The organism is Kribbella sp. CA-245084, assembly GCF_050942355.1.
Taxonomy (GTDB): domain Bacteria; phylum Actinomycetota; class Actinomycetes; order Propionibacteriales; family Kribbellaceae; genus Kribbella.
Genome location: NZ_CP192053.1, coordinates 7823217 through 7843302, shown reverse-complemented (window position 1 = coordinate 7843302; position 20086 = coordinate 7823217). Strand labels below are relative to the sequence as shown.

Sequence of the window (20086 nt, the reverse complement as noted above, 5' to 3'; positions counted from 1 at the left end):
CATGGCGACCCGACGTACCAAGGCCAAGAGCCCCGAGAGCTGGCTGCTGCTCATCTACAAGGTGCCCAGCGAGTCGTCCCGGGCCCGGGTTGCGGTGTGGCGGGACCTCAAGCGCCTGGGCGGGTTCTACGTGCAGCAGGCCGTGTGCGTGCTACCGGACCGCGGTGAGCTGCGGGCCGGGATGGAGAAGGTCCGTGAGCGGGTCACCGAGCTGGGCGGCTCGAGCGTGTTCCTGACCCTGACCGATCTGGACGACGACGCCCGCGAGCAGTTCGTCGAGGGCTTCCGGGTCCAGTCGGCCAAGGAGTACGCCGAGATCGTCGAGGAGTGCGAGACCAAGTTCGTCAAGGAGATCGAGTTCGAGCGGTTCCGGGAGAACTACACCTTCGAGGAGGCCGAGGAGATCCGCCAGGACCTGGAGAAGCTCCGCCGCTGGCTCGCCAAGGTAGAGGACCGCGACTGGATGGATGCCGACGGCAAGGAGTTGGCGAGGGCCAAGGTGGCCGACTGCGAGCGCCTGCTCGAGGAGTTCGAGGCCGACGTCTACGAACGCACTGAAGGCACTGTCTAGGCGTCGCTTTTGCGGTCGCGCCGAGCGGCCGGCAGGTTCAGGGCTACTTCGTCGGCGCGGGAGAAGCCCATCAACTCTTCCCGGAGTTGGTTCATCCGGTCGGTCGTCTGCAGTGAGCGCTCTTGGTCCTGCGCGGCGACCGCGATCACCAGCGCCTCGAGCAGGATCAGCACGGTCGCCTGGCTGGTGAACGTCCCCGGACGGCTCGTCGGGGCCGACAGTACGGCGTCGACCTGGTCGCGGAGCGCCTCGCCGAGCGTGTCGGTGATGAGCACGACATGGGCGCCGACCTCGGCGCAGAGATCGAGGATGACGCGTGTCTCCACGATGATCCGGTTGTGGGCGATCACCACCACCACGTCCTCCGGACCGAGCGTGAGCAGCCGGTCGGCCAGCCGGTAGCCGGTGTCCGACGCGGCCCGCGCGCGGCGGCCGATGCGGGTCAGGTGGGTCGCGGTGTACGCCGAGATCCCGTCCAGGCCGGCGAAGCCGCAGATGAGCGTCTCGCGGGCGGAGTCGATCAGCTCGACGGCGTTCGCGAACGCCTCCGGGTCGATCGTCCGTTCGGCCTGCTGGAGCCGCTCCACGTGGTCGCGCAGGGTCGCGGTGAGGATGCCCTCGGCGCCGTCGTCGAACGTCGCGAGGCTGTTGCTGAGCCGGTTCGCCGGGCTGAGCAGCGCCTGTAGCTCGCCCTGTAGCGATCGCTTCAGGCCCGGCAGCCCGTCGAAGCCCAGAGCCTTGGCCGTGCGGACCACGCTGGCGTCGCTGGTGCCGGTGGCCCGTCCGAGCTCCTCGGCGGAGGAGAAGGCTGCCTCCTGCGGATGGGCCGACAGGTACTCGGCGATCTTCCGCTCGGTCGCGGTCAGCGAGTCGATCCGGCTCGCCACCCGCTCCGGCAGGGTGGGCGCCTTGGTTTCGGTCACGTCGGCTCCTCCGGCTCCCAGTTGTGCCTGTCAGTACGCAGATCATGTCATCCGGCCCGCTGTGTCACCGCCAGGTAAACGATGCGCCGACCCGTTGACAGGGATTGTAGCAATCACTACCGTCAGACGAATATTCGTAGTGAACACAACGAACGGCGCGTGTCCAGTTTTCCGTCCACCCCTCCTGGAGCGACTTCCGTGGCACACCTTCCGACCATCGAGATCTCCGGCGCCGACGCCCGCGATCGCGGCCGCCAGTACGGCGAGGCCGCGCGGACGTTGATCGAGCGCTCGCTGGCGTTCTACGCCGAGTCCGTCCCGCGCGCCACCGGGCTGAGCTGGGCCGAGGTTCTCGAGCGAGCGCCGCGCTGGATCCCGGTGATCGAGCCGCACGCGCCCGAACTGCTGGACGAGGTCCGCGGGATCGCCGACGGCTCCGGCCGTACGTTCGCCGAGATCCTCGCGCTGAACAGCCGCGGCGAACTGACCCGCGGCAACCCGTTCGCGGCCGACGAAGAGCACGACGAAGAGCGTGACGACGGCTGTACGTCGTTCGCGATCCTGCCGGCGGCCAATCCGCTCGGGCATGTCTGGTCCGGACAGAACTGGGACCTGTGGGCCGGCGTCGCCGACACGATCGTGCTGCTGAGGATCTCCCAGCCGGGCAAGCCGACGGTGATCGGGCACGTCGAGGCCGGCCAGCTCGCCCGGCACGGCGCGAACTCGGCCGGGCTGTCGCTGAACGCGAACGGGCTGGGTGCCGGCTTCGGCCGCGGTCTCGCCGTTCCCGGCACGTTCGTCCGCCGGATGGTGCTGGAGAGCTGGGACATGTACGACGCTCTGCAGGTCGTCTTCGGAGCTCGCCAGAACCTGTCGAGCAACCTGCTTCTCACCCACCGCGACGGTTTCGCCATCGACGTCGAGACCACGCCCGGACGGCACGGCTGGATGTACCCGACCGATGGACTGCTGGTCCACGGCAACCACTTCCAGGCGTTCGTCCCGCCGCAGATCAACGACACCTACCGCCCGTTCTCGGTGGATTCGCTCTACCGGGTGCCGCGCGTCGAGGAGGGCCTGCGTCAGGTCCGCCAGGACGGCACCACCGAGAAGGCCGTCGAGACCATCGTGCAGAACACGATGAGCGACCACTTCAGTCACCCCAACGCCGTCTGCCAGCACGTCGATCCGCGCCGGCACGAGCTCGACCGTTACGCCACGATCGTGTCCAGCCTGGTCGATCTGACCACTGGCACCTACCGGCTGACTCCCGGCCTGCCCTGCGCGAACAGCTACCAGCAGGCCCCCTGGAACCTCTACGACGGCCCCGGTCTGTCAGACCGTCCGGACGTCGACGACCCGGCCCTGTCCCGCATCGCGGCCGGGTGAATCCCACCCCTGCAAGGCATTGTCGACATCAGGAGCGAATGCCATGTCCCACCGAACCTCGAGGTTGCGGCGTTTCGCCGTCGCCGTCACCCTGACCGCCGCCGCGGTCGCCCTGTCCGGCTGCGGCGGCTCCGCCTCCTCACCCTCTACCGGCGCGGCGCCGAACGCCGACCGGGCAGCTGCCGCCGAAGGCGTCAGCCCGGACGTGAACCTGGACCAGTGCGGTAAAGCCACCCGCACGGTGAAGCACGACCTCGGCACCACCACGATCACCGGTACGCCGACCCGCGTGGTGGCGCTGGAGTACTCGTTCGTCGACGCGCTCGTCGCGGTCGGGATGTCGCCGGTCGGAGTGGCCGACGACGACCAGCCGAAGCGGATCATCCCCGCCCTGCGCGACAAGGTCGGTCCGTACAAGTCGGTCGGCCTGCGGGCGACGCCGAACATCCAGGTGATCACGGCGCTGAAGCCGGACCTGATCGTGGCCGACAGCGGCCGGCACAAGGCCATCTACGCGCAGCTGTCGAAGATCGCGCCGACTATCGCCTACGCCAGCCTGAACGGCAACTACCAGCAGGTGCTGGACAGTGAGATGTCCACCGCCATCGCGCTGAACAAGTGCGACCAGATGAAGACCCGGCTGGCCGAGCACGCCAAGACGATGGCCGACCTGAAGGCGACGGCGCCCGCGGACGAGAGCCGCAAGGCCTTGTTCGTGCGCGCCTCGGAGAAGGGCTTCACGGGGTTCCCGCCGAAGGCCTACACCCCGGGAGTGCTGTCCGCCATCGGTATCAAGTCACCGCTGCCGGACGGCTCCGGCGATGCGTCGGTCTCGCTGACCTTGGAGACGCTGGTCGCCACGAAGCCGGACGTGATGTTCATTGCTCCCAACGACGGGCCGACGCTGCGGGACCAGTGGAAGAAGAGTCCGCTGTGGAAGGAGATCCCGGCGGTGAAGAACAACGCGAGCTACGACGTCGACCCGAACGAATGGTCCCGTTCGCGGGGTCTGATCGCCTCCGAAGTGGTCGCCAAGGAAGCCGTCAAGATGCTCTACGGGAAGTGACATGAGCCTGTCCGTGGGCACTGTGCCCGAATCGACCGAGGACGCCGCCCACCGGCGTCCGAAGATCGTCACCAGCAAGCAGCGGGTCACCTGGGTGTCGCTGGTCGTCCTGGTGCTGCTCGTGGCCGGGATCGCGTGGGGCCTGTCGATCGGCAGTCAGCACATCTCGTTGTCCCGGCTGCCGGCTGCGATCTTCAACGCCAAGGATTCCGACGCGCTGATCCTGCAGTCGATCCGGTTGCCGCGGGTGGTGCTGGCGCTCTGCGTCGGCGCCGCCCTGGCGGTGGCCGGCGCGTTGATGCAGGCGGTCGCGGCCAACCCCCTGGCGGCGCCGGAGATCATGGGAGTGAACGCCGGCGCGGTGTTCGTCGTCGTACTGGCGATCACCGTCGTGCCGTCGCTGTCGGGTGCGCCGACGATCCTGTTGTCGTTCGGCGGCGCGGCCGCGGCAGGCGTATCGGTGATGCTGCTGGCAGGCTCAGGACGTGGCCGGGTCAGCCCGGTGCGGATGGCGCTGGCGGGTGTGACCGCGAGCAGTCTGCTGATCTCGCTGACCCAGGTGCTGATCATCTTCGACGAGAACTCCACCGACAGCGTGCTGTTCTGGCTGGTCGGCGGCGTCAACTTCGCCGGCTGGCAGGACGTGCGCAACCTGCTCCCTTGGCTCGTCCTCGGTCTGCTCGGTGCGTTCGCCATGGCGCGCCCGCTGAACCTGCTGGCTCTGGGTGACGACATGGCTCGCGGGCTGGGCCAGAACGTCGAACGGACCCGGACGATGGGGTCGGCTTTGGTGATCGTGCTGTGCGGCGCGGCGGTGTCCGTGGCCGGACCGGTCGCGTTCATCGGTTTGGTGGTGCCCCACATCATGCGCCGCCTGGTCGGTTCCAGCTACACGGTGCTGTTGCCGTTGTGTGCGCTGGGCGGAGGCGTGCTGGTGCTGTACTCCGACATCGTGTCCCGCTACGTGAAGCCGCCGTTCGAAGTCCCTGCCGGCGTGGTCACGGCCCTGCTCGGTGCGCCGATCTTCGTGTACCTGGCCCGTCGACAGAAGGTGACCTCATGACCAGCACGACGATCGTCGCGCAGCACGTCCGGCGTACGTCGCTGGCCAAGCGGCATCCCGCTGCTCTGATGGGATCGCTTGGCGTATTGGCCGTCGTGCTGAGTATCTACAGCCTGAAGGTCGGGGCGACCGAGGTGTCGTTCGGCAACGTCCTGCACGCCATCGTCGGCGACCGGTCCGACCAGGCGGCAGCGATCGTGTTCGACTTCCAGGTGCCGCGGGTCCTGTTGTGCTGGTTGATCGGTACGGCGCTCGCGGTGTCCGGCGCCGTGATGCAGGGCGTGATCCGCAACCCGCTGGCGGCCCCGGACATCATTGGTGTGACCAAGGGTGCGGGCTTCGGCGGCATGTTGCTGCTGCTCGCGATCCCCGGCGTGCCCGTGCTCGCCGTCGTACCGGCGGCCTTCGTCGGTGGATTGCTCGCCGCGGGGCTGGTGTACTTGTTGGCTTACCGGCGTGGTGCGACTCCGGTGCGGATCGCGCTGGTCGGCATCGCGGTCAGTGCGGCCTTCGAGGCGGGCATCCGGTTCTTGCTGGTCCGCAAACCCCTTGATGTCAGTGCGGCGCTGATCTGGCTGACCGGAAGCTTGTTCGGCCGGTCGATGAGTGCGGTCCTGGAGATCCTGCCCTGGGTGCTCGTGCTGGTGCCGCTGATCGTGGTGTGGGCGCGCAAGCTCGACGTACTCGGACTCGGCGACGACCTGGCCGCCGGCCTCGGTGAACCGGTCGAGAAGACCCGCCGGCTGTTGCTGCTGTTCGCGGTCGCGTTGGCCGCGGCCGCGGTCGCGGTGGCCGGCACGATCGGCTTCGTCGGGCTGATCGCTCCGCATATGGCTCGGCGCGTGTTCGGCGGCAAACACCTCGCGTCGATCCCGGCGGCCGCGCTGTTCGGCGTACTGCTGATGCTGTTCGCCGACATGATCGGGCGTGGTCTGGCACCGCCGCTGGAGATTCCGGCCGGCCTGGTCACGGCCGTGGTCGGTGGCCCGTACTTCCTGTACCTGCTCGTGAAGACCGGAAAGTAGGAGACCCGCCATGCGTCTGCAGGCACAAGGCGTTCAGCTCGCCTATGACCAGAAGGTGATCGCTCGCGATCTGACCTTGACCATCCCCGACGGGAAGGTCAGCGTGCTGATCGGCCCGAACGGCTCCGGCAAGAGCACCGCGTTGCGGGCACTGGCCCGGCTGCTGCCGCCGGCCAAGGGCAGCGTGATCCTGGACGGGAAGTCGATCCAGGACACCCCGACCAAGGAGGTGGCCCGGCTGCTCGCGATCCTGCCGCAGGTCCTGGTCACGCCCGAATCGATCTCGGTCGAGGACCTGGTCTGGTTCGGTCGGCATCCGCACCGCACCTCGCTCAAGGTGCCTAGCGCGGCCGACAAGGAAGCGGTCGAATGGGCGATGACCGTGACCAGTACTGCTGAGTTGCGTCACCAGCATGTCGACCAGCTGTCTGGTGGCCAGCGTCAGCGGGTCTGGATCGCGCTGTGTCTCGCACAGGGCACGGACCTGATCCTGCTCGACGAGCCCACGACGTACCTGGATGTCGCCTACCAGCTCGAGGTGCTGGACCTCTTGCACCAGCTCAACCAGGAACAGGGCAAGACGGTGGCGATGGTGCTGCACGACTTCAACATGGCTGCCGAGTACGCCGACCATGTGTTCGTGATGAAGTCCGGCGCCCTTGTCACGCAGGGAACCCCGGAGGACGTGTTCACCTGCGACATCATCCGGGACGTCTTCGGGGTGGAGTCCAAGGTCGTGCCTCACCCGGTGAGTGGTAAACCGATGTGTATCCCGCTGCGCGCCGGGCTCCGGGCCCAGCTGTCAGTGGCAACCGGATAGGAGTACTGCATGACGTTCAGCCCTGCGGAAGCCGCCGAGCGCTCGGAACGGGTCGCACCGAGGCTGCGTGAGCACCTGCCGCCGACGCCGTTCGTGCGGTACGGCGCTCTCAGCGACGAGCTCGGCGCCGACCTGCTGGTGAAGAGCGAGCACCTGCAGCGCACCGGCTCGTTCAAGGCACGCGGCTCGATGGCGAAGATCCTCACCCTGACCGACGAGCAGCGGCAGGCCGGGGTGGTGACCGCCTCGACCGGGAACCACGGCCTCGGGGTCGGCAACGCGCTCGCCGCGCTGGGCGGGCACGGCATCGTCTACCTGCCGGAGAACGCGTCGCCGAGCAAGGTCGCCGCGCTGCGCCGGCTCGGCCTGGAGATCCGGGCTGAAGGCAACGATTCCGGCGTACTCGAACCGAAGGCGCGGGCTTATGCGGCCGAGCACGACCTGACCTACGTGCCGCCGTACAACGACCCGGACATCATCGCCGGTCAGGGCACGGTCGCGGTCGAGATCCTTGAGCAGCTGGGCGGTGCGCCGCTCGACGCGGTGGTGGTTGCGGTCGGCGGCGGCGGGCTGATCAGCGGCGTCGCATCGGTGCTCAAGAAGCACCTGCCCGGGATCACGGTGTACGGCGCCTCGCCCGTGCGCGACGACGCGATGGCAGCGTCCGTGCGGGCCGGGAAGATCATCCAGGTCGACGCGCAGGAGACGCTCTCCGACGGTACGGCGGGCAGCGTCGAGCCGGGCAGCATCACCTTCGACCTGTGCCGTGAGCTGGTCGACGACTGGGTGCTGGTCAGCGAGGACGCGATCAGCGCCGCCCTGCGGACGGTGATCGACACCGAGCACCAGCTGATCGAAGGCTCGGCCGCGATGGCGTTCGCGGCCGCGCGGGCTCGTCGTACCGAACTGGAAGGCAAGCGGGTCGCCGTCGTGTCCTGCGGCGGCAACATCTCCGCGAGCACGTTGGTCGCCGCGCTGGCCTGACCTGCCCCGATGCACCCGAGGTGACTCCCTGATCACCTCGGGTGCTTCGGCATGCCCGGAGCCGTCCGTGTCCACCGCGGGCCTCAGCGCATTGACACACTTAGAACGACGTAACTATCGTTGCTTGCAACATATGTTTCATCAACCTGAGGATGTGAGAGATGGACGCGGCAACGTGGGGGTTGATCGTCGCGACGTTCGTCGCGTGTTTCGTGGAGATGGTGGAAGCCACCACGATCGTCATGGCGATGGGCTTCACCCGGAGCTGGAAGTCGGCGCTGGTCGGCACCTTCGCGGCGCTCGGCGCGCTCGCGGTGGTGACGGCCGCGGCCGGCTACGCGCTGGCGAACTGGCTCCCGGAGTCTGCGCTGCAACTCGCCATCGGCGGTCTGCTGCTGATCTTCGGACTGCAGTGGCTCCGCAAGGCGATCCTCAGATCGTCTGGGCGAAAGGCCGTCCATGACGAGGACGCGATCTACCGCGAGGAGGTGGAGGCGGCCAAGTCGGCCGGCGAGAGCAAGGGCGGCCTGGACCTGTTCGCGTTCATGGTCTCGTTCAAGGGCGTGTTCCTGGAGGGGATGGAGGTCGTCTTCATCGTGCTGACCTTCGGCCTGAACGCGAACAACATCCCGGCTGCCAGCCTGGGCGCCGCCGCGGCCGTCGTGATCGTGCTCGTCATCGCGATCGCGCTGCGCCGGCCGCTGTCGATGATCAACGAGAACCTGCTCAAGTACGGCGTCGGCCTGCTGCTCGCCTCGTTCGGGACCTACTGGGCGGTCGAGGGGATCGGCATCTTCCGCGACGGCCGCGAGAGCCTGAACTGGCCCGGGCACGACCTGATGATCCTGGTTCTGCTGGCCGCCTGGCTGCTGCTCAGCCGGATCTTCGTGGCCGCGCTGCGCAAGCCGGCCGCTCCGGCGCCGGTGGGTGCCCCTGACATCGCGGTGGAGGTGAAGAAGTGAAGTTCCTCAAGGCCTTCGGGCAGTTCTGGTACGACTTCATCATCGGCGACGACTGGAAGATCGCGGTCGCCGTGGTGCTCGCCCTGGTCGTCCTGTTCGCCGCGATGACGGCCAAGCTGTTCGGTGACACCGGACTGACCCTGCTGGGCGGCGCCCTGATCGTCGTGGCGTTCAGCATCAGCCTGGCGATCGACGTCCGGCCGAAGAAACGCTGAAACGCCTGTCCCTGTTGACGATCGGCCCCGGTCCGCGCCCCGCGAGGACCGGGGCCGATTGCTGTCCGCCGAACACCTCTGTAGTACTCACGACCTCTATTCAAAATCTCGTAGTATCTGCTACGGTGAGGCTTCACCCCGTCCCAAATCGGAGGTCCGAGTGATGCGAGACACCGCCGAGACCGTGCTGGCCCTGTTGCCCGCGGACGTGCAGTACGGCGACATCCGGGTGGTCCGGCGTACCCACGAGCAGGTTCTGGTCGAGCTCGACGGCCCCGGTGAGGTCGGCTATGACGACTCGCTCGGCCTCGGGCTGCGCGTCCTGATCGGCGGGCAGTGGGGTTTCGCCGCCACCCACCGGCTGGACCCGAACGGCCTCGACAGCGTGATCGCGCAGGCGGTCGGCCAGGCTCGCGCCGCCGGCGGTGGCGGCCACGTGGCCCTCGGCGATCCGGTCACGACCCGGGCGACCTGGTCGTCGCCGATGCGGGTCGATCCGTTCGAAGTTCCGCTGTCGACCAAGCTCGACCTGCTGTCCGCCACCGTGAAGGAGGCGTCGACGGCCGGCCCGCTGGTCCAGCAGATCGAGGCGTCGATCGACCTGTACCGCGACGAGAAGGTGTTCGCGAACACCGAGGGCGCGCTGATCGAGCAGACGTTGACCGAGAGTGGCGGCGGCCTGATGGTGAACGCCGGCAACGGCGACGACCTGCAGCGCCGGTCGTTCCCGCAAGGCGTCCCGCGACAGATCCGCGGCCAGCGCGGAGACTTCGCCACGGCGGGCTGGGAGCATGTCGAATCGCTCGGCCTGGTTGAGAACGCGGCCCGGGTGGCGGCCGAGGCGGTCGCGTTGCTGACCGCGCCGCAGTGCCCCGACGAGGTCACCACACTCATTGCTGGCGGCAACCAATTGGCGATGGTCCTGCACGAGTGCGCCGGCCACCCGATGGAGGCCGACCGGGCGCTCGGCACCGAGGCCAGCCTGGCCGGCGGGACGTACGCAACGCCTGAGCGGCGCGGCAACTTCCGCTGGGGTTCGCCGATCGTCTCGGCGTACGCCGATGCCACCATCCCCGGCGGACTGGGTTCGTTCGGGTACGACGACGAGGGCGTGCCGGCCCAGCGGACCCAGTTGGTCAAGGACGGCATCTTCCTCGGCTACATGTCCGGCCGCGAGTCGGCGGCGGCGCTGGGCGACCAGCCCACCGGCGCGTCCCGGGCGGACGGCTGGCAGCGGCTGCCGCTGGTTCGGATGACCAACATCTGCCTCGAGCCGGGGGAGTCCTCGCTGGCGGAGATGATCGCCGGTACCAAGCGCGGCATCCTGGTCGACACGAATCGCGGCTTCTCGATCGATGACCAGCGGATGTCGTTCCGGTTCACCACCGAGCTCGGCTGGGAGATCCGCGACGGCAAGCTCGGGCGATTGCTGAAGAACTGCAGCTACCAGAGCGTGACACCGCAGTTCTGGGCCGGTCTGGACGCGCTCGGCGGTCCGGACGAGTGGAAATTGCACGGCGTCCCGTCGTGCAACAAGGGCGAGCCGCTGCAGGTGGCTCATGTCGGTCACGGCACCGTGCCGGGACGTTTCCAGAACGTGCAGGTGGGACGATGAGCATCGAGCGAGCAGACATCGAGCAGGCGCTGGACATTCTCGGGCCGGGGACCCGGCTGGACGTGCTCGGCGAGAACGCCGAACTGTTGCGGTACGCCGAGTCCGAGATCACCGCGCAGCACAGCGAACGCAGACTCCGGGTCCGGGTCAAGGTGAACCGGGGAGCTCGGACCGCCGGCGGCACCCTGGAGACCCTCGAGCCGGCCGCCGTCAAGGTCCTCGCGGACCGGCTGACCGCAGCCCTCGCCGACCTGCCGGCCCCGTCCGGTGAGGTCGAGCCGACGCCGGCGCCTTCGGGTACGACGCCCGAGGTCGAGCAGGTTGTGGTGGAGCCGGCGAAGTCGATCCTGGACTGCGATCCCGCCGTCCGGCACGAATGGTTCGCCACGGTACGCGACGGCCTCGACGACTCCGCCCGCCTCGGCGGCGCGATCCGGTACGACGTACTCGACCGGGTCGTCGCGGACTCGGACGGCCTGTTCCGGTCCGAAACGTTGACCAAGGCATCGATCCAGGCGATCGCGAAGCAGGACGGGCAATCCGCAAGCGTCAAGCTGGTGCACCGCGACGCCGACCTGATCCCGGTCGGCGATATTCCCGGCCGGCTGCGCGACGCGCTGCGCCCGCTGCCGGTGCGCGAGTCCTTCCGCGGCACCTGCCGGGTGCTGCTGAAGCCGTCCGCGGTGAATACGTTGATCGCGACCTTCGGGCATTGGGCACTCGGCGCGCAGCACTATGCGAGCGGCCGGTCGGTGCTGGCCGGCCGGATGGGACAGCAGGTCGTCAGCGAGCAACTGACTCTGGTCGACGACGCGACCGACACGGCCGGGCTGCTCAGCGGGTTCGATGCTGAAGGCAACGTTCGGCGGCGGACGCCGTTGATTGACCGCGGTGTGCTGACCGGTGTGGTCTCCGACCGGCGCCGGGCCGAGCTGACCGGTGGTGTCCCGACCGGTCACGCGGTGCCGGACGGCTGGCGGTTCGGCGGTGACCCGGTGCCGTCGCACCTCCTGCTGGACGCCGGCGAAGCAACCGAGGACGAGTTGCTCGCCGAGTGTGGCAGTGGTCTGGTGGTCAACCGCCTCGACTACCTGCGAGTGCTGCACCCGAAGCAGACGCTGGTCACCGGCACCACCAGGGATGCGACGTACTGGGCCGAGGACGGCAAGCTCGTCGCGTGGCACCCGCAGTTGCGTTTCACCTTCCGGATGGACGAGGTGCTGAACGCCGTACTGGCGGTCGGTGCGGTCCGGGAGATCGGCGACCAGACGTTCATGGACAGCGTGGTCGTCCCGTCGTTGCTGATCGACGCCGGACCGCTCGTCCTCACCTGAGCCGGCAGCGCCCCGGGCTCATAACCGGCGCGGGGCGCTGCCGTTCCACCTACCGACAGTCGAGGACTCGATGACTGCCACGATCACCGTTCTGCTCAACGGCTATTCGCTCCGCACCGAACAAGGGAACCCCGCGTTCTGCTCCGTCCACCTGGTGGAGACCAAGGCGGGACACCTGCTGTTCGACTGCGGCCACGCCGGTCGGCGCCGGTGGTTGCTCGAGGCGCTGGCGGCCCGGGGTCTGGAGCCGGCCGACATCGGTACGGTCGTGTTGTCGCACGGTCACTGGGACCATGTGCAGAACGCCGACCTCTTCCCGGATGCCCGCATCCTGCTGCACGCCGACGAGCTCGACAACCTCGCCGACCCGCCTGCCACCGACCTCGGTACGCCGCGATGGGCACGCCGGATCCTCGACGACCTCGACGTACGGGCGACCGGCGACGGCGATGAGCCGCTGCCCGGTGTGAAGGTGCTGGACCTGCCGGGCCACACGCCCGGCTCGATCGGCCTCGCCGTCAGCATCGACACCGGAACAGCCGTCCTCAGCGCGGACGCAGTACCCACCCTCGACGTCCTGCTTTCCCGTACTGCGCCGGGTCGCCCGTACGACGGCGCCCGCGCGGAGGCCTCGATCGAGCGGGTCGCCCAGCTGGCGGACAGGATCTATCCCGGGCACGATGCGCCGTTCCGGCTCGGCGCGGACGGGGTCCCGCAGTACCTCGAACCTCCGGAGCCGCTGGTGTTCGAAGGCCGCAGCCGGGTCACCTCGAGGATTGCGTCATGACGCACATCGCAGGGCAGACGGCGAGCATGGTCGAGGATCCGCCCGAGGTCGACGTCCGGACGGCAGCACAGCTGTTGCGGTCGGAGCACGGCCTCGACGCCGTGGTGACCGAGCTGCGCAGTGAGCGCGACCGGAACTTCCTTGCCGAGGCAGGCAGCCGTCGGCTGGTGGTCAAGGTGTCGAACTCCGGGGACGATGCGGATCAGATCGCGATGGAGTGCGCCGCGATGGAGCATGTCGCACGCGTCGATCCCGAGCTGCCGATCCCACGACTGATCCCCAGCACGACCGGCGCGCCGGTCACCAGGGTCCAAGCTACCGACGGTCGTACACATCTGGTCCGGGTCATCACTGTCCTGCCCGGCGAGGTTGCCGACCTGACCGCGCTGCCGGACTGGTTCGCGTCCGAGTTCGGCGTGATCAGCGGCCGGTTGACACACGCACTCCAGGGCTTCGGACACCCGTCGGCACATCGCAGGCTCGACTGGGATCCGCGCCACGTCGCCGACCTGCGGCCGTACGCGGACAGCCTGCCCGACGTACGGCGGCGCGCCCCGATGCAGCGCCTGCTCGATCGCTTCGCCGGTCTCGACGAGGCCGCCCGCAAGCTCCCGGCGTCAGCCCTGCACGGCGATGTGACCTTGAGCAACCTGCTGCTGGCCGACGGCGGCATCTCCGGCGTCATCGACTTCGGCGACATGCACCACACCGCGCGGGTCGCCGACCTCGCGATCGGCCTCACCTCGTTGCTGCGGGAGTCCGGAGACCTGTGGGCCGACGCCGGCCGCTTCCTCGACGGCTATCAGCGGGTGCTGCCGCTCGAGCCGGCCGAAGTGGAGCTGATCGGCGAACTCGTCCTGGCCCGGTCCGCCGCCAGCGTGCTCATCTCGGCCTGGCGCGCGCCGCTCTATCCCGACAACGAGGAGTACCTGACCAGTCTCGTCGTCGGCAGTTGGCGCATCCTCGACCAGCTCGGCGAGCTTGGACAGAGCGAGCTGACCAACCGCTTCCACCGCCTCTGCGGCACGTCGCGCGTCGCCACAGCACCCGACCCGACCTTGCTGGTACGCCGGAAGGCAGCCCTCGGCGGCGAGCTGTCGCCGTTGTTCTACCGCGAGCCGTTGCAGGTCGTCCGTGCCTCAGGTCCGTGGATCTACACCGCCGACGGGCGTCGGTATCTCGATGCCTACAACAACGTTCCTGTCGTCGGGCACACCCATCCGGCCGTCGTACAGGCGATCTCGCGGCAGGCCGCCGTACTGAATCTGAACTCGCGGTACCTGCACTCGAACGTGGTCGAGCTCGCCGAGCGGCTGGTCGCCTCGATGCCGGACGGACTGGACACGTGCGTGTTCGCCAACTCCGGCAGCGAGGCCAACGACCTGGCTTGGCGGATGGCCCGGGTCGTGACCGGGCGCGGTGGTGCGATCGTCGCGGACCTGGCGTACCACGGGGTCAGTGAGGCGACTGCAGCGTTCTCGACCAACACCTACCCGGCCTCGGCGCGGCCGTCCCACGTCGCGGTCTTCGAGGCACCGCGAGATCCCCGGGACGACGGACCGGTTGCGATCGCGCGGGTCGGTGCGGCCCGGGCCGAGCTGCAGCGGGCCGGTCATGATCCGGCGTTGCTCGCGGTGGACAGCGTGTTCAGCGGTGCGGGAATCCTCACGCCGCGGGACGACTTCATGCGGGGGTTGCAGGACGCGGCTCGGGCGGCCGGCGGGCTGTTCCTGGCGGACGAGGTGCAGGCCGGCTTCGGGCGGGGCGGACGGAACTTGTGGCGGTTCCAGGACTTCGGGCTGACACCGGACTTCGTCACCCTCGGCAAGCCGATGGGCAACGGTCATCCGGTCGCGGCGCTGATCACCCGGCGGGAGATCGCCCAGGCGTTCACCGAGGTGGACGAGTACTTCAGCACCTTCGGCGGCAATCCGGTGTCCTGTGTCGCCGCGCTGACCGTGCTGGATGTGATCGAGCAGACCGGGCTGGTCGCGCGTTCCGGTGCGGTCGGCGCGGAGTTGCGTGCCGGGTTGGAGGCGCTGGTGCCGGAGCTGCCGGTGCGCGGTCAAGGGCTGATGGTGGGAGTGGAGATGCCCGATGCGGCCGGCTTCGCCGAGCGGCTGCGAGCTCACGGCGTACTGGTCGGGACGACCGGGCCCGGCGGGGGAGTGCTGAAGATCCGGCCGCCGCTGATCTGGACGTCGGTAGAGGTCGATCATTTCCTGGTCGCGTTCCAGCGGGCACTCGGTTAGCTAGTGCCCCGCGTCGGGGCACTAGTCTTGGGCGGGTGCGTGAACTCGTCGTGCTCGGGACCGGCAGTCAGGTGCCGTCGCGGGAACGCACGCAGAACGGGTACTTCCTGCGCTGGGACGACGAGGGATTCCTCTTCGATCCCGGCGAGGGCACCCAGCGGCAGATGCTGTACGCCGGAGTCGCGGCCGGGGCGATCACGCGGCTGTGCATTACACATTTCCATGGCGATCACTGTCTCGGCATGCCGGGAATCGTGCAGCGGTTGTCGCTGGACGACGTACCGCATCCGGTCCGCGCGCACTATCCGGCATCGGGCCAGAAGTACTTCACGCGCTTGCGGTACGCCGCGTCGTTCTACGAGCGAGCCGAATTGCTCGAGGAGCCGGTGGAGGAGGACGGGCTGCTGACGGTCGGATCGTTCGGGCAGTTGTGGGCGCGCCGGCTGGAGCACTCGGTGGACTCGTTCGGATACCAGCTGATCGAGCCCGACGGCCGCCGGATGCTGCCCGACCGACTCGCTGCCCACGGCATCGTTGGTCCGGCCATCGGTCGGCTCCAACAGGCCGGATCCCTCGGGGTGGACGGCCGGACGGTGCGGATCGAGGACGTCAGCGAACCGCGGCCGGGGCAACGGTTCGCATTCATCATGGACACCCGGTTGTGCGAGAACGTACTGCGCCTGGCCGAAGACGCGGACATGCTGGTGATCGAGTCGACGTACCTCTCACCGGAAGCCGATCTAGCCCGTCGTTTCGGGCATCTGACGGCCCGGCAGGCAGCCCGCGTCGCGGCCGAGTGCGGCGTTCGCACCTTGGTCCTGACCCACTTTTCCCAGCGTTATCAGGAACCTGAGCGTTTTCTCAGCGAAGCCGCCGCCGAGTTCGACGGCGAGATCGTCGTTGCCTCCGACCTGTCTCGCACCCCGGTACCGTCGCGCCGCTAGGGCGAACACTGGATGACGAGAGGGCCAACAACGGCCTTCCCCGGCAACCTCGTGATTAGTATCGGCGACGAATGGATTTGCCCAAAGCCTCAGGAGCAACATCTCGTGCGCACCCCCCGTCCGCTGCCGGCGGCCGTCTCGCTGATAGCCGTAGGCGCGGTAGTCGCAGTGGTGATCTGGCGGCCTTGGCAGGGCTCCGCCAACTCCGCCAGTGCGGCCGGTGGCCCACCCGAGGTTGCGGTGTCCCGCAGCCAGTGCGGCCAGGGCTGGACTGATGCGAAGACCGGTCGGCAGACGATCACCCTGCACAACACCGGTGATGCGGCCGCCGAGGTCGATCTCGTCGACGTCGACAGCAACAAGGTGTACGGCGAGGTGGAGGGCCTGGGTCCGAACACCTCCGCACCGATGGACGTGCAACTCGGCGCGGGACGGTACGCGATCCGCTGCCTGATCGAGGACACCGACGCGATCACCGGCCCGACGGTCAGTGTCGCGGGCGACGGGAAGGCCGGCCCGGCCGCGGTCGCCGTCACCAAGAACGACATGCTGCCGCTGGTGAAGCAGTACCAGGCCGCGGTCGCCATCGGCGTCGCCGGCCTGGCGGTCAAGACGGACAAGCTGAGCGCCGACGTCGACGCCGGCAACCTGGTCGCAGCCCGGGCCGATTGGCTGCCCGCGCATCTGGCCTACAACTCGCTCGGTGCGGCGTACGACGCGTTCGGCGACTTCGCGGACAAGATCGACGGCTCCGGCGGCTTCCACCCGTTGGAGAAGGGCTTGTGGCACAACGCGTCCGCCGCGAGCTTGAAGCCGATCGCGGATCAGCTCGCGGCCGACGTACACGGCCTGCAGAAGGATCTGCCCAACGAACAGGTGGATCCGAACGATCTCGGGCTCCGCGCCCACGAGATCATGGAGAACGCACTTCAGTTCGAGCTGACCGGCGAGAACGACCAGGGCAGCGGTACGTCGCTGAACACCGCACTGGCCAACTTGAACGGCACGGCGAACGTGCTGGCCATCCTCGACCCGGTCCTCAAGCCCCGCGACCCTGATCTGCCGCAGGTGCAGCAGTGGGAAGCCCGGGTCCGCGCACTGCTGACCGCGCACCAGAACACCCCGGTCGCGCAGCTGGACCAGAAGGCCCGTGAGCAACTCAACGGCGCGGTCGGCGAATTGCTGGAGAGGCTCGCCCCCGTCGCTGCCATCTGTGAAGTTCGGAGGGCTGGATGACCGGCTTCGACCGTCGCTCGTTCCTGCGCGGCACGCTGGCCGGCGCCGGTGCGGCAGCCGTGACCGGCGTCGGTACCGCGGCAGTGGCGGGCCTGGCCGGTTCGACGGCCGCCGCGGCTCCGACGACCGCGGTGCCGTTCCACGGCGAGCACCAGGCCGGCATCACCAACGATCCGCAGAAGCAGGCGATCTTCGCGTCGTTCGACGTGATCGCGGCGAACAAGTCCGAGCTCACCGAGCTGTTCAAGACAGTGACCGAGCGGGCGAGACTGCTGACTGCAGGCGGTGCGCTTGCGCCGCTGGGGATCACCGCTCCGCCGGCCGATTCCGGCGTACTCGGTCCGGATATGCCGGGTGACGATCTGACGGTCACCGTCGGCGTCGGGGCGTCGCTGTTCGATGCTCGGTACGGGCTCGAGGATCGCAAGCCGGCCAAGCTGAAGCCGATGAAGGAATTCCCCAACGACAGCCTGGACGACAGCCTGTGTCACGGGGATCTGAGCCTGCAGTTGTGCGCGACGGAGAGCGACACCGTGCTGCACGCGCTGCGGGACATCGCCCGGCACACCCGCGGCGTGATGCAGTTGCGCTGGCGGGTCGACGGCTTCCAGAGCCCGCCGCGGCCGTCCGGGACGCAGCGCAACCTGATGGGCTTCAAGGACGGCATCGTCAAGCCGGCCGTCGCCGATCACGACAAGCTCGTGTGGGTTGCCAAGGGCAACGGTGAGCCGGCCTGGACCGAGGGCGGCAGCTACCAGGTGCTGCGGCAGATCCGGATGCTGGTCGAGTTCTGGGACCGGGTGTCGGTCGGCGAGCAGGAGAACATGTTCGGCCGCCGTCGTGACTCCGGCGCACCGCTGGACGGCAACAGCGAGACCGACCTGCCGAACTACCCGGCTGATCCGACCGGCGGCGCGATCCCGTTGACCAGTCACATCCGGATGGCCAACCCGCGCACCATCAGCACCGCGGCCAGCCAGTTCCTGCGCCGCGGCTACAACTACGACAAGGGCACCGACGCCGTCGGTGACCTGGACATGGGGCTGCTGTTCTGCTGCTACCAGCAGGACATCGCCCGGCAGTTCGAGGCCGTGCAGACCCGGCTGATCGACGAGCCGCTCGTCGACTACATCCGGCCGGTCGGTGGCGGCTACTTCTTTGTTCTTCCCGGTGTTCGGGACGGCAACGACCACTTCGGGCGGTCGTTGCTCGCATGATTTACCTAAGAGGAGAAGGCATGCGCGCAAGACTCCGTGTGCTCGCTACGGCCGGTGTGGCCGCGACGAGCTTGCTGCTGGTCGCCTGTAGCGGCGCCGGCAGCAGTCAGGGCGTCGCCAGTAGGGGCGGCAAGGGGAGTGTCGGCAGTCAGGGCGGTAGCGCTCAGGTGGGCGACGCCGCCTTTTCGTTCCCGACGGTGCACCCGTCGACGCCGATCCAGCACGTCGTGGTGATCTTCGGCGAGAACATCTCGTTCGACCACTACTTCGGCACCTACCCGAACGCGACCAACACCGACGGTACGCCGTTCAAGGCGGCCCGGAACACGCCCAAGGTCAACGGGCTGTCCAAGAAGCTGCTGACGAGCAACCCGAACGCGTACAACCCGAAGCGGCTGGCGCCGTCGCAGGCGCTGACCTGCGACCAGAACCACGGCTACGGTCCGGAGCAGAAGGCCGTCAACGGCGGCAAGATGGACAAGTTCGTCGAGAACACCGAGACCGACAAGTGCACCGGCCAGCCGGTGCTGTTCGGTGAGCCGGGCCTGGTGATGGACTACTACGACGGCAACACCGTCACCGCGATGTGGAACTACGCGCAGCACTACTCGCTGAACGACAACTCGTACGACACGGTCTACGGCCCGTCCACCCCGGGCGCGCTGAACCTGATCTCCGGCCAGACCCACGGGGGCCAGGCCGTCGATCCGAAGACCGGCAAGCCGACCACCGACGCGTACGCGGTCCAGTCGCCGGACAAGAACGGGATCGGCACGATCACCAACGACCCCGACCCGTACTACGACGACTGCTCGAACAACAACGGCAAGTCGACGAACAACCTGGCCGTCATGCACGGGCAGAACATCGGCGACCTGCTGAACCAGAAGCACGTCACCTGGGGCTGGTTCCAGGGCGGCTTCAAGCCGACCAGCACCGTCGACGGCAAGGCCGTCTGCGGCGCGACGCACAACAACGTCGGCGGTATCGCGGCGGTCGACTACAGCCCGCACCACAACCCGTTCGAGTACTACCAGTCGACGTCCAACCCGAAGCACCTGGCGCCGACCTCGGTGAAGGCGATCGGTCACACCGACCAGGCCAACCACCAGTACGACACCTCGGACTTCGACGCGGCCGTCGCGGCCAACAACCTGCCGGCCGTCAGCTTCCTGAAGGCCGGCGAGTACCAGGACGGGCACGCCGGGTACTCCGACCCGCTGGACGAGCAGGCGTTCGTCGTCAAGGAGATCAACCAGCTGCAGAAGTCGAAGGAATGGGCCTCGACCGCTGTCGTCCTGGCCTACGACGACTCCGACGGCTGGTACGACCACCAGAAGTCGCCGACCGTGAACGGCTCGAAGGACGCGGCGCTCGACCAGGCCGCGACCTGCGGCAAGGACCCGGTCTCCGGCGGGTACGCCGACCGCTGCGGCTACGGTCCGCGCCTGCCGCTGCTCGTGATCTCGCCGTACGCGAAGACCAACCACGTCGACCACGCGGTGACCGACCAGACCTCGGTGCTGAAGTTCATCGAGGACAACTGGCGCACCGGCCGGATCGGCGACCACTCGTTTGACCAGCGCGCCGGCAGCCTGAACGGCATGTTCGACTTCTGGCAGCGCCCGAGCAAGAGCAAGCTGATCCTGGACCCGAAGACCGGGGCCGTGGTCCGCTAGTCCG

18 protein-coding genes are annotated in these 20086 nt (G+C 68.4%); 17 read left to right on the top strand and 1 reads right to left on the bottom strand.

Going from position 1 to position 20086, the window contains the following annotated elements; translation table 11 throughout:
* The first annotated feature begins 1 nt into the window (after position 1).
* Positions 2-571: a Chromate resistance protein ChrB gene (locus ACQPYH_RS37480; protein ID WP_363864262.1), complete on the top strand. Its 570-nt coding sequence runs from the start codon at positions 2-4 to the stop codon at positions 569-571.
* On the opposite strand, the gene ACQPYH_RS37475 is transcribed toward ACQPYH_RS37480, so the two are convergent.
* Positions 568-1494 carry a MurR/RpiR family transcriptional regulator gene (locus tag ACQPYH_RS37475; protein WP_432881487.1) on the bottom strand — a complete coding sequence of 309 codons (927 nt, stop codon included), beginning with the start codon at positions 1492-1494 and terminating at the stop codon, positions 568-570. The genes ACQPYH_RS37480 and ACQPYH_RS37475 overlap by 4 nt on opposite strands.
* 198 nt (positions 1495-1692) lie before the next feature.
* Here ACQPYH_RS37475 and ACQPYH_RS37470 point away from each other — a divergent pair, with 198 nt between their 5' ends.
* The 16 genes from ACQPYH_RS37470 (at position 1693) to ACQPYH_RS37395 (ending at position 20082) form a co-directional block, all read left to right on the top strand.
* Positions 1693-2883: a C45 family autoproteolytic acyltransferase/hydolase gene (locus tag ACQPYH_RS37470; RefSeq protein WP_432881484.1), complete on the top strand. Its 1191-nt coding sequence runs from the start codon at positions 1693-1695 to the stop codon at positions 2881-2883.
* 43 nt (positions 2884-2926) lie between these two features.
* The gene (locus ACQPYH_RS37465; RefSeq protein ID WP_432881481.1) at positions 2927-3949 is read left to right on the top strand and encodes an ABC transporter substrate-binding protein; all 1023 of its coding nucleotides are present in this window, start codon (positions 2927-2929) and stop codon (positions 3947-3949) included.
* 1 nt (position 3950) lies between these two features.
* Entirely contained in the window at positions 3951-5012 is a 1062-nt protein-coding gene (locus tag ACQPYH_RS37460; protein WP_432881478.1) for a FecCD family ABC transporter permease, read from the top strand.
* The gene (locus ACQPYH_RS37455) at positions 5009-6037 is read left to right on the top strand and encodes a FecCD family ABC transporter permease (protein WP_432881476.1); all 1029 of its coding nucleotides are present in this window, start codon (positions 5009-5011) and stop codon (positions 6035-6037) included. The genes ACQPYH_RS37460 and ACQPYH_RS37455 overlap by 4 nt, the downstream gene beginning before the upstream one ends.
* A gap of 10 nt (positions 6038-6047) precedes the next feature.
* On the top strand, positions 6048-6857 hold the full coding sequence (locus ACQPYH_RS37450) for an ABC transporter ATP-binding protein (RefSeq protein ID WP_432881474.1): 810 nt from the start codon (positions 6048-6050) through the stop codon (positions 6855-6857).
* Between the two features lie 9 nt (positions 6858-6866).
* Positions 6867-7841 carry a threonine/serine dehydratase gene (locus tag ACQPYH_RS37445; RefSeq protein WP_432881473.1) on the top strand — a complete coding sequence of 325 codons (975 nt, stop codon included), beginning with the start codon at positions 6867-6869 and terminating at the stop codon, positions 7839-7841.
* A gap of 161 nt (positions 7842-8002) precedes the next feature.
* Positions 8003-8803, top strand: a complete 801-nt coding sequence (locus ACQPYH_RS37440) for a COG4280 domain-containing protein (RefSeq protein ID WP_432881472.1) — start codon at positions 8003-8005, stop codon at positions 8801-8803.
* On the top strand, positions 8800-9018 hold the full coding sequence (locus ACQPYH_RS37435) for a hypothetical protein (protein ID WP_130440847.1): 219 nt from the start codon (positions 8800-8802) through the stop codon (positions 9016-9018). The genes ACQPYH_RS37440 and ACQPYH_RS37435 overlap by 4 nt, the downstream gene beginning before the upstream one ends.
* 163 nt (positions 9019-9181) lie before the next feature.
* Positions 9182-10633, top strand: a complete 1452-nt coding sequence (locus ACQPYH_RS37430) for a TldD/PmbA family protein (RefSeq protein ID WP_432881469.1) — start codon at positions 9182-9184, stop codon at positions 10631-10633.
* The gene (locus ACQPYH_RS37425) at positions 10630-11967 is read left to right on the top strand and encodes a TldD/PmbA family protein (RefSeq protein WP_432881467.1); all 1338 of its coding nucleotides are present in this window, start codon (positions 10630-10632) and stop codon (positions 11965-11967) included. The genes ACQPYH_RS37430 and ACQPYH_RS37425 overlap by 4 nt, the downstream gene beginning before the upstream one ends.
* Before the next feature lie 70 nt (positions 11968-12037).
* Entirely contained in the window at positions 12038-12754 is a 717-nt protein-coding gene (locus ACQPYH_RS37420) for an MBL fold metallo-hydrolase (RefSeq protein ID WP_432881464.1), read from the top strand.
* Complete coding sequence (locus ACQPYH_RS37415; RefSeq protein ID WP_432881461.1) at positions 12751-15006, top strand: aminotransferase class III-fold pyridoxal phosphate-dependent enzyme; 2256 nt, start codon at positions 12751-12753, stop codon at positions 15004-15006. Before ACQPYH_RS37420 ends, ACQPYH_RS37415 begins: the two co-directional genes overlap by 4 nt.
* 35 nt (positions 15007-15041) lie before the next feature.
* Positions 15042-15950: a ribonuclease Z gene (locus tag ACQPYH_RS37410; protein ID WP_432881459.1), complete on the top strand. Its 909-nt coding sequence runs from the start codon at positions 15042-15044 to the stop codon at positions 15948-15950.
* Between the two features lie 105 nt (positions 15951-16055).
* Positions 16056-17186 (top strand): EfeM/EfeO family lipoprotein, encoded by a 1131-nt coding sequence (locus ACQPYH_RS37405; protein ID WP_432881456.1) that lies wholly within the window; start codon positions 16056-16058, stop codon positions 17184-17186.
* A complete protein-coding gene (gene efeB / locus ACQPYH_RS37400) occupies positions 17183-18403 on the top strand; it encodes an iron uptake transporter deferrochelatase/peroxidase subunit (protein ID WP_432881453.1) in 1221 nt (406 codons plus the stop codon). The genes ACQPYH_RS37405 and efeB overlap by 4 nt, the downstream gene beginning before the upstream one ends.
* A 20-nt stretch (positions 18404-18423) precedes the next feature.
* Positions 18424-20082, top strand: coding sequence for a phospholipase C (locus ACQPYH_RS37395; protein ID WP_432881451.1), 1659 nt, complete (start codon positions 18424-18426; stop codon positions 20080-20082).
* Positions 20083-20086 lie beyond the last annotated feature (4 nt).

Excerpts from the sequence above, each read along its gene's own strand:
- ACQPYH_RS37465 (WP_432881481.1), top strand. The coding sequence starts at position 2,927 with ATGTCCCACCGAACCTCGAGGTTGCGGCGTTTCGCCGTCGCCGTCACC.
- ACQPYH_RS37455 (WP_432881476.1), top strand. The coding sequence starts at position 5,009 with ATGACCAGCACGACGATCGTCGCGCAGCACGTCCGGCGTACGTCGCTG.
- ACQPYH_RS37450 (WP_432881474.1), top strand. The coding sequence starts at position 6,048 with ATGCGTCTGCAGGCACAAGGCGTTCAGCTCGCCTATGACCAGAAGGTG.
- ACQPYH_RS37420 (WP_432881464.1), top strand. The coding sequence starts at position 12,038 with ATGACTGCCACGATCACCGTTCTGCTCAACGGCTATTCGCTCCGCACC.
- ACQPYH_RS37415 (WP_432881461.1), top strand. The coding sequence starts at position 12,751 with ATGACGCACATCGCAGGGCAGACGGCGAGCATGGTCGAGGATCCGCCC.
- ACQPYH_RS37480 (WP_363864262.1), top strand. The coding sequence starts at position 2 with ATGGCGACCCGACGTACCAAGGCCAAGAGCCCCGAGAGCTGGCTGCTG.
- efeB (WP_432881453.1), top strand. The coding sequence starts at position 17,183 with ATGACCGGCTTCGACCGTCGCTCGTTCCTGCGCGGCACGCTGGCCGGC.
- ACQPYH_RS37395 (WP_432881451.1), top strand. The coding sequence starts at position 18,424 with ATGCGCGCAAGACTCCGTGTGCTCGCTACGGCCGGTGTGGCCGCGACG.
- ACQPYH_RS37460 (WP_432881478.1), top strand. The coding sequence starts at position 3,951 with ATGAGCCTGTCCGTGGGCACTGTGCCCGAATCGACCGAGGACGCCGCC.
- ACQPYH_RS37425 (WP_432881467.1), top strand. The coding sequence starts at position 10,630 with ATGAGCATCGAGCGAGCAGACATCGAGCAGGCGCTGGACATTCTCGGG.
- ACQPYH_RS37445 (WP_432881473.1), top strand. The coding sequence starts at position 6,867 with ATGACGTTCAGCCCTGCGGAAGCCGCCGAGCGCTCGGAACGGGTCGCA.
- ACQPYH_RS37430 (WP_432881469.1), top strand. The coding sequence starts at position 9,182 with ATGCGAGACACCGCCGAGACCGTGCTGGCCCTGTTGCCCGCGGACGTG.
- ACQPYH_RS37440 (WP_432881472.1), top strand. The coding sequence starts at position 8,003 with ATGGACGCGGCAACGTGGGGGTTGATCGTCGCGACGTTCGTCGCGTGT.